The organism is Hydrogenimonas cancrithermarum, from assembly GCF_030296055.1.
In the GTDB taxonomy this organism is placed as follows: Bacteria; Campylobacterota; Campylobacteria; order Campylobacterales; family Hydrogenimonadaceae; genus Hydrogenimonas; species Hydrogenimonas cancrithermarum.
Map to the genome: position 1 here is coordinate 1,625,689 of NZ_AP027370.1, position 16,062 is coordinate 1,641,750.

Here is a 16,062-nt window from a genome sequence, read left to right on the forward strand (position 1 = left end):
CGGTTGATTAAAATAGGGAGAGTTCCCGGTCGCGTCCTTTGAAGTGTGCCGCTTTGGTATAGCCGACCGACTTGGCGAAAGCCCGAATCTCCTCCTTTTTGAATCCGACCTGTTCCGGTGCGTGCGCATCCGACCCGAAGGTGATCGGGATGTCGCGTTCATACGCCATTTCGAGAAGTTGGCGGCTGGGGTAGGGTTCGCCGATCGGTTTGCGGTAGCCGGCGGCATTGATCTCGATGACCATGTCGGCTTTTTTGATCGCATCCATGGCGTTTTCGGCGATGAGGCGTACATCGGTTTTCGGGACATATTTGAAGACTTTGATCAGATCGAGGTGGCCGACGATGTCGAACTTCGCCTCTTTCGCCATCGCTTCGACCAGGTCGAAATAGTCCTGCCAGATGCCGTCGATGTCGGCACCTTCGTATTTTCCGATAAATTCAGGATTGTCGAACCCCCATTTGTCGATGAAGTGGACCGACCCGATGAGGTAGTCGACATCGGCATGCAACACCCGTGCATCCATATGGCCCGGCAGATAGTCGACTTCGTATCCCAGTCTGATGTCGATCTGTCCGGCATATTTTCGACGTGCCGTTTTGACATCCTCTTCATACGCCTGCATCTCTTCGAACCCCATACGGTAGCGCGGATCGAAATCCATCGGTGCGTGATCGGAAAAACCGAAGATATCGATTTTCTCGGCGATCGCTTTTTCGATATAGTCGTCGATCGACCCCTCCGCATGATTACAGCGTGTCGTATGGTTGTGCAGATCGACCGTCACTTGCGACTTGCGGCTTGCGATTTGCGGCTCCTCACTTCTCACTTCCCACTCCTCGTTTTGAGAAACGTTCCGTTCTCTTTCACTTCGATTTTCCCCGTCTCGATCAGTTTCGTCAATGCCCGTTTGAAATTTTTCCGGCTCAGCCCCAGCAGCGCTTTGATCCGCTCCGGATCGCTCTTGTAGTTGAGCGGCATCATCCCTTTGTGATCGTTCAGGTAGGCCAATACCTTTTCGGCCGCCAGCGTATCGCTCTTTTTTCCGATTGGGCGGAGCAGGATGTCGATTTTGCCGTCATCACGAACGATCTTCACGTAACCTTTCGTCCTCTTGCCGATTTCGATCGGTTCGAAGACTTCGGAATGGAACACGAGACCGTCATACTTTCTGTCGACCACCACTTTGTAGCCGAGGTCGGTTTTGGCGTAGACGAAGAGTTCAACCTCCTGATTGCGTTTGAGATCTTTCGGAGAGCGTTCCAGCACTCTGTCGAACTTCTGCGTGCCGACCAGCCGATGTGTTCTCTCGTCATAGGCGACATAGATCAGGTGGCGCTCCCCTTTTCGCATCGGTTCGCGCTGAAACATTTTCGGTACGAAGAGGTCTTTGGGAAGCCCCCAGTCGACGAAAGCCCCGTGCTGTGTCGTATCGACCACTTCCATTTCGGCCAGTTCCCCGAGCATCGCTTTGGGGCGCTCCGTCGTCGCAACGATGCGGTCTTCGCTGTCGGTGTAGACGAAAACGTCGAGTTCGTCACCTACCTTCATCGATTCGGTGACGTAGGCCTTCGGCAGTAGTACCTCCTTCTCCTTTTCGGAGGCGAGCACGAGCCCGTGGTCCGTTTCGCGTGCCACTTTCAATCGGTTGATTTTTCCAAGTTCCAGATATTCATTCATAAGGTGATTATAGCGGATTTTCCGTGACATGGGCCGAGCTTTGCTAAAATGGGGCATCTCTTTTTCGGAGCGTAAGAGCGGATGCGAATCATCGAATATTTTATCACCAACAAGCGACTTCATTATGTGCTGCTTCTGTTTATCCTGATCGCCGGCGTCACGGCCTACCGCGATATTCCCAAAGAGCTCTTTCCCGACGTGACACTCAATATGATCGACGTCGGCGGCGGGTATCCCGGATCGAGTGCGAAGATTCTCGACAAGATGGCGGTACGCGATATCGAGGATGCGATCGAGGGGATCAGCGGGATCGAAACGACCGAGACGATCATCGTTCCGGGACGTTTCGACATTATTTTGACGCTGAGTGACGATGCCGATCCGATCGATGTGCTGAGCAAGGTCAAGGATGCCATCGCCGCCAACCGCCAGTACCTGCCTGCCGATATGACCGAACCGGTGGCGACGCTTCTGACGCGCAAACGGGATCTTCTCTCGATTTCGCTTTCGTCCGAAACACTGACGCGTGACGCACTGATCGCCGCCGCCAAAGCGATCAAGAGCCGCATCATGCATAGGCCCGATATCGCGGAGGTGAAAATTTTCGGAGATTCGGACGAAGAGATCCTCGTGCGTATCGACACCGAAGCGGCAAGCGCGTACGGCATCAGCCAAAAGAGCTTGCTCAACGCCATATCCAACCTCTCCTACATCTATCCGGTTGGAAATATCGAAGAGCCCGGCAACTACGTCTTTCTCTCGACGGTGCATGGCAAGCATGGGGAAGAAGCGTGGCGGGAGGCGCGCTTGAAAGTCGACGGCAAGATGATCCGCCTGGGCGACGTGGCGCGGGTATCGCGCCACCTGGCGCAGACGGCGACGCTCTCTTCGTTCAATACGCGTGACAATGTGACGCTCAAAGTCTACAAGTCGGCCGAAGGGGATGCGATACGCCTCTCGAAAGAGCTGAGAGAACTGGTCGAAACACTCCGTAAGGAGTATCCCGATCTGATTCTCGATATCTACCACGACAGTTCGATCCCGATCAAAAAACGGCTCGATGTCATCATCTCCAATATCATGTTCGGGCTCGTTCTCATTTTCGTCACGATGGCGCTGCTGATCAATCTGCGCATTGCCGCGATCGTGACACTTGGAATCCCCTTTTCCTTCGCGATCGGCCTGCTCTTTCTCTACAATCTGGGCTACACGATCAACATCGTCTCTTTGCTCGGTGCGCTTATCGTCATCGGGATCGTCGTGGACGACGCGGTGGTCGTGGCGGAAAATATCCAGCGCTATATCGACGAAGGGATGGATCGTCGCAGCGCCGTGCTGCGCGGTGTCAAAGAGATGGTGTTGCCGGTAACGCTGGCGACGGTGACGACCATCGTCGCCTTTTTGCCGCTCTTTCTGCTTTCGGGAGAGATTTCCCATTTCATCATTCTCATTCCGATCGTCGTCGTCATGGTGCTGCTCGGTTCACTGATCGAGAGCTTCTTTTTTCTGCCACTTCATGCCGAAGAGTTTCTGAAAAAAGGGCGCAATATGGTCGACTGGCGTCCTCTGCAGCGGAAGTATGAACGAGCGCTCATCTTCATCGTCCGCCACAAAAAGAGCTTTCTCTCACTCTTTTTGATCGGCATTCCCGTTCTGACGGTGGTGATGGTGAAACAGCTCCATTTTCAGTTCTTTCCGACATTCGACAGCCGCTATATCTATGTCACAGGGAGGCTCGATATCAATACACCGATCGAAACGACCCACCGCGTCGCCAAAGCGATCGAAAAGGCGCTCCTGGCGCATAAAGAGGAACTCGGTCTCAAGTCGGTTTCGGCCGTGGCCGGATCGCGTACGACGATGGGCGGTGAGAACGAGAAAGACAACGGATCGTTCTACATCACGATGGAGCTTTACGATCTCAAACCGCGTGACTGGATCAACCGTTATCTCAATCCTCTGCTCAATTTTTCGTTCGATTTCAACGACCCCGATCAGCGAAGAGAGATCGCCACCTATGCGCTGGCACATAAGATCGAAGCGATCATCGCCCCGTTCAGAAAAAAATATCCACTCCAAGAGTTGGGGGTACGGCAGCGTCATATCGGTGTGATTCGCAACGATATCAAGATCAACTTTACAGGAAACGACGATACGAAGGTGGTCGCCGCGATCGAAAGAGTGAAAGAGGCATTGGGCGCTCTCGACGGCGTGACGGGCGTGAGCGACAATCTGCAATACGGCAAAACGGAGTATCGTCTGAAAATCAACGACTACGGCGAAAAGCTCGGGCTCAGCGAAGGAGAGGTGGCACGTCTGCTTTCGGGCTATTTTCTGCAACGGCGTCAGGCATTGACGTTCGGCGAGGAGGGGATTGTGGAGATCCGAACCGAAGAGATCGGAAAGGACGATCTCGCCCGTCTCGAAAATTTCGACTATCCGCTCGCCGATGGCCGTTACGTGAAGCTGACCGAGATCGCCGATTTCGTCAAGTCGCGCGACTTCATGCAGATCAAGAAGCGTGACGGTGAGATCGTCAAAACGGTCTTCGCTACGATCGACAAGCGCAGAACCACGGCGAACGATGTCCTTGAACGCGTCGATCCGCTGCTGAAAAGCATCGAAAAAGAGGGCGTGAAGATCCGTCTGATGGGAGAGAAAGAGAAAAATACCCAGCTGGCGAAGGAGATGAAAAAGGCGGTGGTCGTGGCACTCTTTCTGATACTTATCGCTCTGCTGCTGATCTTTTCGAAGATCAAATATGCACTGATGGTGATGTCGGTGATTCCCTTTTCGATCATGGGCGCGCTTGCCGGCCATTTGATGCTGGGCATCAATCTCACGATGCCTTCGATCATCGGGATTCTAGGGCTCGCGGGAGTCGTCGTCAACGATGGAATCATCATGCTCGATTTCCTGCATGGCACCCATGAGACGAAAAGCTTTTTCGAGCGTGCGGTATTGCGTCTTCGGCCCATCCTCATTACCTCGATCACGACGTTTCTCGGGCTTTTCACGCTGATCTTCTTCGCGACGGGCCAGGCGGTGATTCTGCAGCCGATCGCCGTTTCGATCGGTTTTGGGCTCCTCTGGGGGACCGTCCTCAATCTTTTCTATCTCCCTACGCTTTATGCGGTCGTCAACGGCATTGAAAAAGGGCCGTAATTTTCCTATAATGAACAAAGCAATATAATTTATGCGATTCATACAAAACCGAAGGGTAGCAGCATGACACAAGAAGAGCTCGATGCACTGATGGCCGGAGACCTCGACCTGGAGTCGGACGAACCGGTCGAGGGGAGCGAAATGACCGATGAAACCGTCGATGTGGCCGAAGCCTCCGAAGAGAGTGTGGAGGAAGAGGAGGTGATCACCCCTCCGCCGGCGACCAAAGAGCACCGTGTCGTCAGCCAGCTCGACGATGTCACGCGCGATTCCGAGGAGAAGGCGAGCGAAATCTTCGATGCGCTCGATATCGTTATGAACGATATCGAAGGGGCACTTTCGGCACTCGAACGGATGCAGGCGATCGCCAACGATTTCGAAAATCTGTTCGGAACGCTTCGTGAAAAATTTCCCCATATCCAGCGCTTCAAAAAAGCCTCCGACGAGGCGGACGAGCTGCAGAAACTCGCCGATGAGGCAGTCGCCATGCTTCAGAGTGCCAACGACCAGATTCTGGGAGCGATGGATACGATGCAGTACCAGGATATCCATCGTCAGAAGATCGAGCGTGTCATCAATATCATGCGGGCACTCAGCAAATATATGAGCGCACTTTTCGAAGGCAATGTGGAAGATGAAAAACGGGTCAAGTCGGCCCGTCATATCGAAGGGGACAGCCATGTCGAAGAGGTGATCTCCAACGACGATATCGAAGCGCTGATCGCGCAATTCGGAGGCAAATAGTTTCATGGTCGAACTTCTTTCGCCTGCGGGCAATCTCGAAAAACTGAAAATCGCGTTCACCTACGGTGCGGATGCCGTCTACGCCGGAGTGAGCCACTTTTCGCTGCGTATCCGCAGCGGCAAAGAGTTTACCTACGAAACGTTTCAGGAGGGGATCGACTACGCCCACGCGCTCGGCAAAAAAGTCTATGTGACGATCAACGGATTTCCTTTCAACTCCCAGCTCGAGCTCTATCGAAGCCATATGGAGAAGATGGCGGCGATGGGGCCCGACGCGTTTATCATCGCGACGCCGGGACTCGTGAAGATGGCCAAGGAGGTGGCGCCCGACATCCCGATCCACCTCTCCACTCAGGCGAACGTCATGAATGTGCTCGATGCGCAGTTTTACTACGACCAAGGTGTCAGCCGCATCATCGCCGCGCGCGAGATCAGCCTCAGGGATCTCGAAGCGATCAAAAAGACGATTCCCGACCTCGAACTCGAAGTCTTCGTTCACGGTTCGATGTGTTTCGCCTACAGCGGCCGCTGCCTCATCAGCTCTTTGCAGAGCGGTCGGGTTCCCAACCGGGGCAGCTGTGCCAACGACTGCCGTTTCCCTTATGTCCTCTATGCCGAGAACCCCGAGACGGGTGTCGCTTTCCGGCTCGAAGAGGAGGAGGGTATCGGTACCTACATCATGAACGCCAAAGATATGAACCTGGCCAGCCATGTCGACGAGATTCTCTCTTCCGGCGTCGTCGATTCGCTCAAGATCGAGGGACGTACGAAGAGCCCCTACTACGTTGCCGTGACGGCACACGCCTACCGGCAGGCGATCGACGACTTTTACGCCGGGAGATTTGAAGCCGAAAAGTACCAAAAAGAGCTCCGTACGACCAAACACCGGGGGTTTACCGACGCCTATTTGATCCATCGGCCGTTTGAACGGGAAGGGACGCAGAGCCTGGAAAGTTCGATCAGCGAGGGGACGCATCAGGTCCAGGCACTGGTCGATGAACACGGGTTGGCTTTTTTGGCCAAGGACAAAGTGTGCGAAGGGGATGAGATGGAGATCCTTTCACCCGAGCCCCTCGAGGAGCGTGTCGGCAACGAGCGGGGCGAGATTTTTCAAAAGGAAGACGGAAGTTGGTGGCTGAAGATGAAAAGGCTCGAAACACCCAAAGGCAAAACATATGCGTGCATTCACAGTGGCAACGAAAACCCGATTCTTCTACCCGCACCCCTGCCGCCCTTTACCTTTTTGAGAAAGCCTCTCGATGGATGAGCGGCTGACGGTCAAACGCCTTTTGCGTATCTGGTGGGCATGGCAGTGGCGCACCGTCGTGGCGACTTTCATCGGCTCGCTGGTGTTCATCACCGTTTTCGCCTTTGTCGCCGGCTTTCTGGGCATGTCGAAACAGAATATCGCCATGATCGGCAATCTCATCTATATGGGAATCGGCATCTTCGCCTCCATCTATTTTCTCGGGTTTGTATTGAAGAAAGATTTCGGCGACTTCAAACTCTCCATCGTCGAAAGGGTCTATTGCGAAGAGAAGGAAGAGGACGCGAAAAGTTGAAAACCGAAAGCTTCTAGCCAAGTTCTCGGTTTTCAACTTTTATCTAAAAAAGGAAAGATATGCGATTTGTATCGATCATCATCGGAAGCAAGAGTGACTACGAGGTTATGAAAGAGTGCGGCAAGACATTGGAGAAGTTCGGGGTTCCGTATGAACTGATCATCTCCTCGGCGCATCGAAGTCCCGAACGGACCAAAACCTACATCAAAGATGCCGAAGAGCGAGGGGCAGTCGTCTTTATCGCTGCGGCAGGCATGGCGGCGCACCTCGCAGGGGCCGTTGCGGCGACGACCATCAAGCCGGTGATCGGTGTCCCGATGAGTTCGTCCGACCTTCGCGGCGAGGATGCGTTGCTCAGTACCGTCATGATGCCGGCAGGCATGCCTGTCGCGACATTGGCGATCGGAAAAGCGGGTGCCATCAACAGCGCCTACCTCGCGATGCAGATTTTGGCGATCGACGATGACGAACTGAAGGTAAAGTTGACCGAAGACCGGCTGGCGAAAGCGAAAAAGGTCGAAACCGATTCGGCTGAGATCGAGGTGTTGATCTCGAAACAATGAGCCGGTTGGGCCGTGGACGGCCCGGCTGCCGAAGCAAACCCGGTGTTAACGCAGCTTTCCGGGCTCTGCCCGGAAAGCGTAAGGAATTGAAATGAAAACATGGTTGAGTATCAGAGCCTATGCAAAGCTGGTTGGGAAAGATTTCGACGAGGTGCTCGCACTTGTCGACAGCGGCGAGATAGTCTCGAAAGAGGAGGATGGAGAGATTTTCATCGAAGCCGACTCTCAGCGGCATCTTCCCAGTGCCTCGGCCGGCGGTGAAGTGCTGAAGGTCGACCTGGAAACCGGAGACGGCATCCAGTTCGTCGAAAAGACGATCGGTACGATTTTGACGATGCACGAGAAGGTCGTCGATGCGAAAGATGAGACGCTTCAAGCGCTCAAAAACGAAAACCAGTTTCTCAAAGATGCGCTGATGTCGATGCAGGAGCTTTACGACGAGGACAGAAAGACGATCGAAACCCTCAGCAACGAGCTCAACGCCACACGCGAAGAGCTCGAGTTCATGAAAAGAAAATACAAGTTGATGTGGGGCAAAGTGGTCGAAAAACATGCCGGAGCGGAAAAATGAATATGACACCCGAATGCGTTGCCTGTATCTTCTCACAGGCGCTTCGTGTCTGCGAGACGCTCCATGTCGACAAAGAGACGACGAAAAAGGTGCTCGACACTATCGGATGCATGGTGCCGCAGTGGCGCTTCGACGAAACACCGCCACAGGTGGCGGCGCGAGTCTATCCGAAGATCGCCGAAATTTTGCAGACCGACGACATTTACCGCGATTTCAAGCGTGAAGCGACGGAGCATGCCAAAGCCTTTCTGCCCTATATCGAAGCGATGATCGACAAAAGTGTCGACCCGTTTCATGCGGCCTTGAAAGCGGCGGTGGCGGGCAACGTGATCGATCTGGCCGCGACCGAGCAGTTCGATCTGGAAGAGGAGGTGGCGAAGGTGTTCGAGACACCGTTCGCCATCGACGACAGCGGCGAGCTTCGCACGATGCTCGAATCGGCACGAAGGGTGCTGGTCGTTGGCGACAATGCGGGCGAACACCTTTTCGACAAAGTGCTGATGCAGCGGCTCAAAACGCTTTTTCCGAAACTTTGGATCGGATACGCGGTACGCGGGGTGCCGATCATCAACGATGTGACGATAAAAGAGGCGGAAGAGGCGAAAATCGACGAAGTGGCGGAGATTGTCGACAGCGGTGTCGATACGCCGGGACTCGACCTTTCGCGTGCAAGCGGCGTCATGCGTGCGGCATACGAGAACGCCGATGTCGTCATCGCCAAAGGGATGGGCAACTACGAATCGCTTAGCGATACGCTGACACGTCCGACCTTCTTTTTACTGAAAGTCAAATGCAACGTCGTCGCATCTTCGCTCGGACGCGACGTCGGCGACATTATCTGCTACAAAGGGGAGTGCCATGTTTGACAAGCTGATCGACGAAAAACTGCTGCCGTTTATCTTTACACAGCCGAAGCATCCGATGCGTTTCAACGAATTGATGCGGGCCAACAAACTCTTTGTCGACAATATGCCGCTGGAAGGGCAGATACCAGGCGTCAAGCTGCGGCTGGGGCGCGCCTACCTCTTCATGATCGTCGTCTGGAATCTCGTTCTCATTCCACTGGCGCTCATCTTTCACAAGATTCTGGCCAAGATCGACTGCCACGTCGCGATCATTCTAGCCGTCGTCTTTACGCTACTCTTTTTCGGCATTCTTTCCATTTTCAAACAGTGGGCAGCCGAGAAGATGGCCGAGAAAATGATCAGGCAGGCGTGGAAAATCCACTTCCCCTATTACGATTACGAGACCTACCACGCCAAAGTGGCGAAATTCTACGACGATGCGGTCGAGCGTGGTGTGACGGGCGCGAATCTTGAGATGTATATCATGAACGCCCTGTCGCTGGAAAAGTGATATAATTCGCAGAAAATTTTACGATAAGGAGGGTTGAAATGGCCGAAACGAAACCCAAACGACAAAAACAGGTGGTTCTTTTTACATCACCCGGATGCATCTGGTGTACCCGTGCCAAAACCTTCTTCAAACGCAACAACATCAAATTCAAAACGATCGACATCAGTACCAACAAGCAGGCGGCCAAAGATTGCGAACGCCACGGCTGTCGCGGGGTGCCGGTGGTTCTCGTCGGGAGTCAGTGGATCTGTGGATTCGACGAACCGAAAATCAAAAAAGCATTGGACCTTAGATGATCACATTTACCGACCTTCTTCTCAAACTTCAGACTTTCTGGGCGCAGCAGGGCTGCAACATCGTTCAGCCATACGATATTCCGGCGGGTGCCGGGACGTTTCATCCGGCGACGCTTCTACGAAGCCTCGATTCCAGGCCGTGGGCTGCGGCCTATGTGGCACCCAGCCGCCGTCCGACCGACGGGCGTTACGGAGAGAACCCGAACCGTCTGGGGGCCTATTACCAGTTTCAGGTTCTGATCAAACCGAGCCCCGACGATATCCAGGATCTCTACCTCAAAAGCCTCGAGTACCTGGGGCTCGATCTGAGCCGGCACGACATCCGTTTCGTCGAAGACAACTGGGAGTCTCCGACGCTGGGCGCGTGGGGGCTTGGCTGGGAAGTTTGGCTCGACGGCATGGAGGTGACGCAGTTCACCTATTTCCAGCAGGTCGGCGGCATCACCTGCGACCCGGTGGCGGCCGAGATCACCTACGGAACGGAGCGGCTGGCGATGTACCTGCAGGGGGTCGAGTCGGTCTTCGACATCGTCTGGAACGAGAAGGACGGGAAGGTGACGACCTACGCCGACGTCCACAAAGAGAGCGAGTACGAATTCAGCAAATACAATTTCGAAGTGGCCGATGTCGAGATGCTCTTCCGCCACTTCGACGACGCGGCCGCCGAGTGCCGCCGCTGCCTCGACGCCGGCCTGCCGCTGCCGGCGTACGATCAGTGCATGATCGCATCGCACATCTTCAACACCCTCGATGCCCGAAAGGCGATCTCGGTGACCGAGCGCGCCAACTACATCCTCAAAATCCGTGATCTCGCCAAAGGGTGTGCGGAGCTCTACAAAGCGCAGGAGCAGGAGCGCGAAGCGCGCATCGGGGGCAACCCGAAGTGACGGTCGGCGAAGTCTACGGACGGCTCGATGAACTGAGTCCTTTCGAGCTGCAGGAGAAGTGGGACAACAGCGGGCTTCTGCTCGGTGACGAATCCCAACGTATCGAGAAGGTCGTTCTAAGTGTCGATATCGATGCCGGGATGATCGAAGCGGCGGAAGAGAACACCCTTTTCGTTCTTCACCATCCGCTTATCTTTTCGGGGCTCAAACGCCTGCTCTGGAGCGAATACCCGGCCAATCTTCTGCGCGAAATGATCCGCAAAAACCATGCGATGATCGCCATGCATACCAATTTCGACCAGACCCATCTCAACCGATACGTTTTCGAAAAGGTGCTGGGTTTTCAGGGTGCGGAGTGCGAAGGCTTTGTCTGTCGTGCCGAGGGCAAATGGGAGGCCGGCCGGCTGTTGAAAGAGGTCAAAACGCGGCTTGGGCTCGAGACGCTTCGGATCGTCGGAAAAAAAGAGACGATCCGAAGCGTCTCCATGACGACGGGATCGGGTGCGAGCCTGATGGATTCGGTCGAAGCCGATCTCTTTTTGACCGGCGACATCAAGTTTCACGATGCGATGAAAGCCCTTTCGAAAGGGCTGATGATGGCCGACATCGGCCACTTCGAGAGCGAGAAGTATTTCGCCGAAGCGTTGGGCGCACATTTGAAAAATTTGCCGATTCCGGTTATAATTGCACAATCAATCAACCCCTTTGGCTATATTTGATATACGCTATCGAAAGCAAAGCAGAGGGCCCGCGCGTAGCTGAACCACGCTTTGTTTGAAACAAACATCAATGTAAGGAAATCCATGAACAAGCATCTAGAAGAGCTTATAGAACTTTCGAAAATCGACAAAGCGATCGATGCGTTCGAACCGAGAATCCAAGAGGCACGTGCCAAACTGGCGGAGGTCGAAGAGCAAGAAAGCGCGGTCGAACGTGAGATTCTTCAGCTCGAAGAAGATATCAAAGATGCCGAACTCAAAAAGGCGAAAAACGACCTGCACATTCAGGAGCTGATCGACAAACTCGAGGCGAACAAGAAAAAGGGCGCCGAGGCGAAGACCGAAAAAGAGATCAAAGCGCTGCAGCTTGAAGAGGAGATCGCGAAAGAGCAGCTCGATTTCGCCAACGAAGAGATCGAACGTCTCGAAAACCTGATCGAAACACGCAAAGCGGAGATCGAGACGAAAAAAGCGGAACTCGAAGCGATTATGGAGAAAAGTGCGCTCCTCAAAGAAGAGATCGAGAAAGAGTTGGCCGAAATCGAGAAAGAGAAGCAGGAACTCTTCAAAAAGAAGCAGGAACTGGTCTCCAAAATGAGCCAGAAGATTCTCGCTTTTTACGACAAGATCCGACGCTGGGCGAAAAATACGGCGGTCGTTCCAGTCCGGAAACAGGCATGCATGGGATGTTTCATGAAGATCAACGACAAGACTTACGCCGAAGTGATCAAAGGCGAAGAGATTACGAACTGCCCACACTGTGGACGCATTCTCTACCTTGAAACAGAAAAAGAAGAAGCGAACGCTGAATAATTCCGTTTTTACCGCCCTCTACACACTTTCCGTGTGGGGGCTTTATCTCCTTTTTTTACCCATCATCCTCCTTTTTTCATTCAAAAAAAAGTATCGCCGTTCGATTCCAGCCCGCTTTTTTCTATGGCACAACCCGCCGCTCCCGGAAGGCCGCATCTGGTTTCATGCCTGCAGTTTCGGAGAGACGCGTGCGCTGAAGCCGCTCATCGAAGCGCTGGATGCGGATGAAGTGGCTTTGACGACGACGACGCAGACCGGTTTCGAGGAGGCGAAAAAGGTGGCTGAAACGGTGCGCTATCTTCCCTTCGAACCGCTTTTGTGGCTATGGGTGCGTCCACAGAAGGTATTGGTCGTGATGGAAGCCGAACTGTGGTACCTGCTTTTTTATCTCGCCAAACGAAGCGGTGCCAAGACGATGCTGATCAATGCACGCATTTCCGATCGAAGTTATCGAAGCTACCTTCGATTCGCATGGTTTTACAGAAAAATTTTCGCGAACATCGATGAAGTCTACGCCCAGAGCGAAACCGATAAAAGGCGGCTGCTGGAGCTGGGGGCCAAAGATGTGAAGGTCACGGGAAACATCAAGTTGGCACAACCGGCGAAAGCGACCAGACGTTACGCAAAGCCGGAGGGGATCGTCGTCACGGCGGCGAGTACGCACGAGGGTGAGGAAGAGGGCATCCTCGACGCGTTCGTCGCATGGAAAAAGAGGCATCCGGACGCGAAGCTGTTGCTGGTTCCCCGTCATCCGGAGCGGTTCGGTAAAGTGGCTGCAGTGGCGGAGTCGGCGGCACGCGAAGCGGGCCTCTCTTTTTCCAGATGGAGCGAAGAGGCCGCCCTGGATGCCGATATCGTTCTCATCGACGCGATGGGTGAACTGGTCAATTTTTACGCCATCAGTGACATCGTCGTTCTCGGGGGTGCGTTCGTTCCCGTGGGCGGCCACAATCCGGCCGAGGTGATTCCTTTCGGATGCCGGCTCGTCAGCGGCCGGGAGATCTTCAATCAAAAGGCGATGTTCTCGGCTGTCGAAGGAGCGATTTTTTGCGATCTCGAAACGCTTGAAACGGCACTCGACCGGGCGCTGGAGGGTGAGCCTCTTCGTCTCGAAACGGCCGTTTCGCTCGAACCGCTTTTCGAAGGGATGGCCAATGTGGTATGATGAAAGAGACGAGACGGTCGATCTTTATATCGATGCCCGGCCTGCCAGCAGCCGAAACGAAGTGGCCGGAATTTTCGATGATACACTCAAAATAAAGATCAAGGCCCCTGCGGTCGAAGGAGCGGCGAACAAAGAGTTGGTGAAGTTCCTTTCCAAACGCTTCAAGATTCCGAAAAGCTCCATTCACTTCGTTTCGGGCGAGAGATCCAAACGCAAGCGGATCCGCCTTCCGAAAACGGAGAGTGTCGTGCGATTCATCGAAGAGGTCGAGGCCGAAAATTGAAACAGGATAGAAAATATTATGGAAAAAGAAAAAGCGTATAAACTGCTGGCGGTTCAAATGGGGCTTTCGAATTCGAAAGCCAAAGAGCTGATCGATCGCGGGGTCGTCTATGTGGGCAACAAAAAGGTCGCGATCGCCAGAGGGGAACTCCCGGTCGATACGAAGTTTAGAGTGCTGAAGCTTCACAGTGTCGACGTGATTTACGAAAACAACGAGGTTCTGGCTCTCAACAAACCCGCCTTCCTCACAAGCGACGAAGCGGCCAAGGAGTTTCAGGGCGCCAGGCTTCTGCACCGGCTCGACCGCGAAACGAGCGGCGTGCTGCTGCTCGCAAAAACGAAGGAGTTCGAGAAGAAAGCGCTCGAAGCGTTCAAGGCACGTGCGGTGTACAAAGTCTACAGCTGTTGGGTCGAGGGCATCGTCAGCGAACCGATGACGATCGACAAACCGCTCAAGACGATCAAACAGAACGGTCATGCCTACAGCAAGGTGGACCGCAAAGGAAAAGATGCCGTGACCCATATCGAGCCGATCATGATCTCCGGAAAACGGACGAAACTGCGCGTCATTATCGAAACGGGGAGGACCCATCAGATCCGTGTGCATCTCAAAAGCATCGGCCATCCGATCATCGGAGACCGTCAGTACGGCGTGACTTCGGCCCAGACCAACCGGATGCTGCTGCATGCGCTCGAGCTCAAACTGCTCGGATACGATTTCAAAGCGAAAGAGCCCAAAGGGTTCGATGTTCTCGCGGGCGGATAGAGGCAGAGGCTTTTCTTATATTTAATTAAAATTAAAGTCTTTATAAGGTAAAATTCCGCACTTTTAGTAGACCCAGTAGAGCGAGGTAGGAGCAGCCGTGTTTGAACATTTAAGCAACAGTTTTCAGAACGCCATCAGCAAGATACGTTTCAAGGATGATGAAAAGGCCCTGAAGCGTGCACTCGATGAACTGAAAAAATCGCTGCTCAAAGCGGACGTACATCACAAAGTCGTCAAAGAGCTGCTAAGCGTCGTCGAGCGTGAAACGAAACGCAAAGGCATCGGGAAAGAGAACTTTCTGGGAGCGCTCAAAGAAGAACTGACCGATATCCTGACGGCACCGGGAAAGCAGGGGTTCGTCTACAGCCCGACACCTCCGACGGTGGTCATGATGGCCGGCCTGCAGGGGTCCGGCAAGACGACGACTTCGGGGAAACTGGCCTACTACCTCAAGCTTCGCAAGAAGAAGGTTCTTCTGGCGGCAGCCGACCTTCAGCGGCTGGCCGCGGTCGAGCAGCTTCGCCAGATCGCGAACCAGATCGAAGTCGACGTCTTTGCGGACGAATCGATCAAAGATCCGGTCGAGGTTGCCAAAAAGGCACTCGAGAAAGCGAAAGAGGGCAACTACGACGTCCTCATCGTCGACACCGCCGGCCGTCTGGCGATCGACGAAGCGCTGATGGACGAGATAAAGCGCGTCAAAGAGGTGCTTCATCCGGACGAGATCTTCTATGTCGCCGACTCGCTGACGGGCCAGGATGCCGTTCGAAGTGCCGCGGCGTTCAACAAAGAGCTCGGCCTCACCGGTGTCATTTTGAGCAAATACGATGGCGACAGCAAGGGTGGTGTCGCGCTCGGTATCGCCAAGCAGGTAGGCGTTCCGCTGCGCTTTATCGGTTCGGGCGAGAAGATGCCGGATCTGGAGGTCTTCATCCCGGACCGTATCGTCGGCCGGCTGATGGGAGCGGGCGACATCGAGTCTCTCGCCGAGAAGGCATCGGCCGTCATCGACGAAAAAGAGGCGAAGCGGGTCGCGAAAAAGATCAAAAAAGGGCAGTTCAACTTCAACGACTTTCTCGAGCAGCTCGAGCAGATGAAGAAACTCGGAAGCCTGAAATCTCTGATCGGAATGATTCCGGGCATGGGGAAAATGGCGGGTGCCATCAAAGATCTGGATTTGGAAAACTCCGGTGAGATCAAAAAGATCAAAGCGCTTATCAGCTCGATGACGCCAAAAGAGCGGGAAAATCCGGATCTGCTCAACAACAGCCGCAAACGCCGTATCGCACAGGGTGCGGGTTTGAGCCAGATGGAGGTCAACAAAGTCCTCAAACAGTTCAAGAACGCCGCGAAGATGGCGAAGAAGTTTTCCGGCAAAAAAGGGATGCAGGATCTGCAGAACATGATGAGCCAGATGCAGGGCGGCGGCGGGTTCCCCCGCTGACACGCTCGTTTCCTGCGGGGCATTGACCTAAACGATCCCGTCAATCGCT

The 16,062-nt window shown here is 54.0% G+C and carries 18 protein-coding genes; 16 read left to right on the forward strand and 2 right to left on the reverse strand.

Features of this window, described 5'->3' with window-relative positions:
- Positions 1-7 precede the first annotated feature (7 nt).
- Positions 8-787, reverse strand: coding sequence for a histidinol-phosphatase (locus tag QUD54_RS08485; protein WP_286338033.1), 780 nt, complete (start codon positions 785-787; stop codon positions 8-10).
- A 38-nt stretch (positions 788-825) separates the two neighbouring features.
- On the reverse strand, positions 826-1,680 hold the full coding sequence (locus tag QUD54_RS08490; protein ID WP_286336297.1) for a CvfB family protein: 855 nt from the start codon (positions 1,678-1,680) through the stop codon (positions 826-828).
- Positions 1,681-1,761: 81 nt separating this feature from the next.
- Between QUD54_RS08490 and QUD54_RS08495 the strand changes: the two genes are divergently transcribed.
- The 16 genes from QUD54_RS08495 (at position 1,762) to ffh (ending at position 16,013) form a co-directional block, all read left to right on the forward strand.
- Positions 1,762-4,845, forward strand: a complete 3,084-nt coding sequence (locus QUD54_RS08495; protein WP_286336298.1) for an efflux RND transporter permease subunit — start codon at positions 1,762-1,764, stop codon at positions 4,843-4,845.
- A gap of 63 nt (positions 4,846-4,908) precedes the next feature.
- Entirely contained in the window at positions 4,909-5,589 is a 681-nt protein-coding gene (locus QUD54_RS08500; protein ID WP_286336299.1) for a chemotaxis protein, read from the forward strand.
- A gap of 4 nt (positions 5,590-5,593) precedes the next feature.
- On the forward strand, positions 5,594-6,856 hold the full coding sequence (locus QUD54_RS08505; protein ID WP_286336300.1) for a peptidase U32 family protein: 1,263 nt from the start codon (positions 5,594-5,596) through the stop codon (positions 6,854-6,856).
- Complete coding sequence (locus QUD54_RS08510; RefSeq protein ID WP_286336301.1) at positions 6,849-7,151, forward strand: hypothetical protein; 303 nt, start codon at positions 6,849-6,851, stop codon at positions 7,149-7,151. The genes QUD54_RS08505 and QUD54_RS08510 overlap by 8 nt, the downstream gene beginning before the upstream one ends.
- Positions 7,152-7,210: 59 nt before the next feature.
- On the forward strand, positions 7,211-7,714 hold the full coding sequence (gene purE / locus QUD54_RS08515; protein WP_286336302.1) for a 5-(carboxyamino)imidazole ribonucleotide mutase: 504 nt from the start codon (positions 7,211-7,213) through the stop codon (positions 7,712-7,714).
- A gap of 91 nt (positions 7,715-7,805) precedes the next feature.
- Positions 7,806-8,285 (forward strand): DUF3972 domain-containing protein, encoded by a 480-nt coding sequence (locus QUD54_RS08520; RefSeq protein WP_286336303.1) that lies wholly within the window; start codon positions 7,806-7,808, stop codon positions 8,283-8,285.
- A complete protein-coding gene (locus tag QUD54_RS08525) occupies positions 8,282-9,151 on the forward strand; it encodes a damage-control phosphatase ARMT1 family protein (RefSeq protein ID WP_286336304.1) in 870 nt (289 codons plus the stop codon). Before QUD54_RS08520 ends, QUD54_RS08525 begins: the two co-directional genes overlap by 4 nt.
- Positions 9,144-9,641, forward strand: coding sequence for a hypothetical protein (locus QUD54_RS08530; RefSeq protein ID WP_286336305.1), 498 nt, complete (start codon positions 9,144-9,146; stop codon positions 9,639-9,641). Before QUD54_RS08525 ends, QUD54_RS08530 begins: the two co-directional genes overlap by 8 nt.
- 38 nt (positions 9,642-9,679) lie before the next feature.
- Positions 9,680-9,937, forward strand: a complete 258-nt coding sequence (locus QUD54_RS08535) for a glutaredoxin family protein (protein ID WP_286336306.1) — start codon at positions 9,680-9,682, stop codon at positions 9,935-9,937.
- Positions 9,934-10,824 (forward strand): glycine--tRNA ligase subunit alpha, encoded by an 891-nt coding sequence (glyQ, locus tag QUD54_RS08540; RefSeq protein WP_286336307.1) that lies wholly within the window; start codon positions 9,934-9,936, stop codon positions 10,822-10,824. The genes QUD54_RS08535 and glyQ overlap by 4 nt, the downstream gene beginning before the upstream one ends.
- Positions 10,821-11,543 carry a Nif3-like dinuclear metal center hexameric protein gene (locus QUD54_RS08545; protein ID WP_286336308.1) on the forward strand — a complete coding sequence of 241 codons (723 nt, stop codon included), beginning with the start codon at positions 10,821-10,823 and terminating at the stop codon, positions 11,541-11,543. Before glyQ ends, QUD54_RS08545 begins: the two co-directional genes overlap by 4 nt.
- Positions 11,544-11,627: 84 nt before the next feature.
- Entirely contained in the window at positions 11,628-12,356 is a 729-nt protein-coding gene (locus tag QUD54_RS08550) for a zinc ribbon domain-containing protein (protein ID WP_286336309.1), read from the forward strand.
- A gap of 31 nt (positions 12,357-12,387) precedes the next feature.
- Complete coding sequence (waaA, locus tag QUD54_RS08555; protein ID WP_286336310.1) at positions 12,388-13,521, forward strand: lipid IV(A) 3-deoxy-D-manno-octulosonic acid transferase; 1,134 nt, start codon at positions 12,388-12,390, stop codon at positions 13,519-13,521.
- Positions 13,511-13,804 (forward strand): DUF167 domain-containing protein, encoded by a 294-nt coding sequence (locus QUD54_RS08560; RefSeq protein WP_286336311.1) that lies wholly within the window; start codon positions 13,511-13,513, stop codon positions 13,802-13,804. The genes waaA and QUD54_RS08560 overlap by 11 nt, the downstream gene beginning before the upstream one ends.
- Before the next feature lie 18 nt (positions 13,805-13,822).
- The gene (locus QUD54_RS08565; protein ID WP_286336312.1) at positions 13,823-14,569 is read left to right on the forward strand and encodes an RluA family pseudouridine synthase; all 747 of its coding nucleotides are present in this window, start codon (positions 13,823-13,825) and stop codon (positions 14,567-14,569) included.
- A gap of 97 nt (positions 14,570-14,666) precedes the next feature.
- Positions 14,667-16,013 (forward strand): signal recognition particle protein, encoded by a 1,347-nt coding sequence (gene ffh, locus QUD54_RS08570; RefSeq protein WP_286336313.1) that lies wholly within the window; start codon positions 14,667-14,669, stop codon positions 16,011-16,013.
- Positions 16,014-16,062 lie beyond the last annotated feature (49 nt).

What these genes read in the sequence shown, in the direction of transcription:
- QUD54_RS08520 (WP_286336303.1), top strand. Translation starts at nt 7,806, where the DNA reads ATGAAAACATGGTTGAGTATCAGAGCCTATGCAAAGCTGGTTGGGAAA.
- glyQ (WP_286336307.1), top strand. Translation starts at nt 9,934, where the DNA reads ATGATCACATTTACCGACCTTCTTCTCAAACTTCAGACTTTCTGGGCG.
- QUD54_RS08565 (WP_286336312.1), top strand. Translation starts at nt 13,823, where the DNA reads ATGGAAAAAGAAAAAGCGTATAAACTGCTGGCGGTTCAAATGGGGCTT.
- QUD54_RS08525 (WP_286336304.1), top strand. Translation starts at nt 8,282, where the DNA reads ATGAATATGACACCCGAATGCGTTGCCTGTATCTTCTCACAGGCGCTT.
- QUD54_RS08505 (WP_286336300.1), top strand. Translation starts at nt 5,594, where the DNA reads ATGGTCGAACTTCTTTCGCCTGCGGGCAATCTCGAAAAACTGAAAATC.
- QUD54_RS08550 (WP_286336309.1), top strand. Translation starts at nt 11,628, where the DNA reads ATGAACAAGCATCTAGAAGAGCTTATAGAACTTTCGAAAATCGACAAA.
- purE (WP_286336302.1), top strand. Translation starts at nt 7,211, where the DNA reads ATGCGATTTGTATCGATCATCATCGGAAGCAAGAGTGACTACGAGGTT.
- QUD54_RS08510 (WP_286336301.1), top strand. Translation starts at nt 6,849, where the DNA reads ATGGATGAGCGGCTGACGGTCAAACGCCTTTTGCGTATCTGGTGGGCA.
- QUD54_RS08535 (WP_286336306.1), top strand. Translation starts at nt 9,680, where the DNA reads ATGGCCGAAACGAAACCCAAACGACAAAAACAGGTGGTTCTTTTTACA.
- QUD54_RS08530 (WP_286336305.1), top strand. Translation starts at nt 9,144, where the DNA reads ATGTTTGACAAGCTGATCGACGAAAAACTGCTGCCGTTTATCTTTACA.
- QUD54_RS08490 (WP_286336297.1), bottom strand. Translation starts at nt 1,680, where the DNA reads ATGAATGAATATCTGGAACTTGGAAAAATCAACCGATTGAAAGTGGCA.
- QUD54_RS08495 (WP_286336298.1), top strand. Translation starts at nt 1,762, where the DNA reads ATGCGAATCATCGAATATTTTATCACCAACAAGCGACTTCATTATGTG.
- QUD54_RS08500 (WP_286336299.1), top strand. Translation starts at nt 4,909, where the DNA reads ATGACACAAGAAGAGCTCGATGCACTGATGGCCGGAGACCTCGACCTG.
- QUD54_RS08560 (WP_286336311.1), top strand. Translation starts at nt 13,511, where the DNA reads ATGTGGTATGATGAAAGAGACGAGACGGTCGATCTTTATATCGATGCC.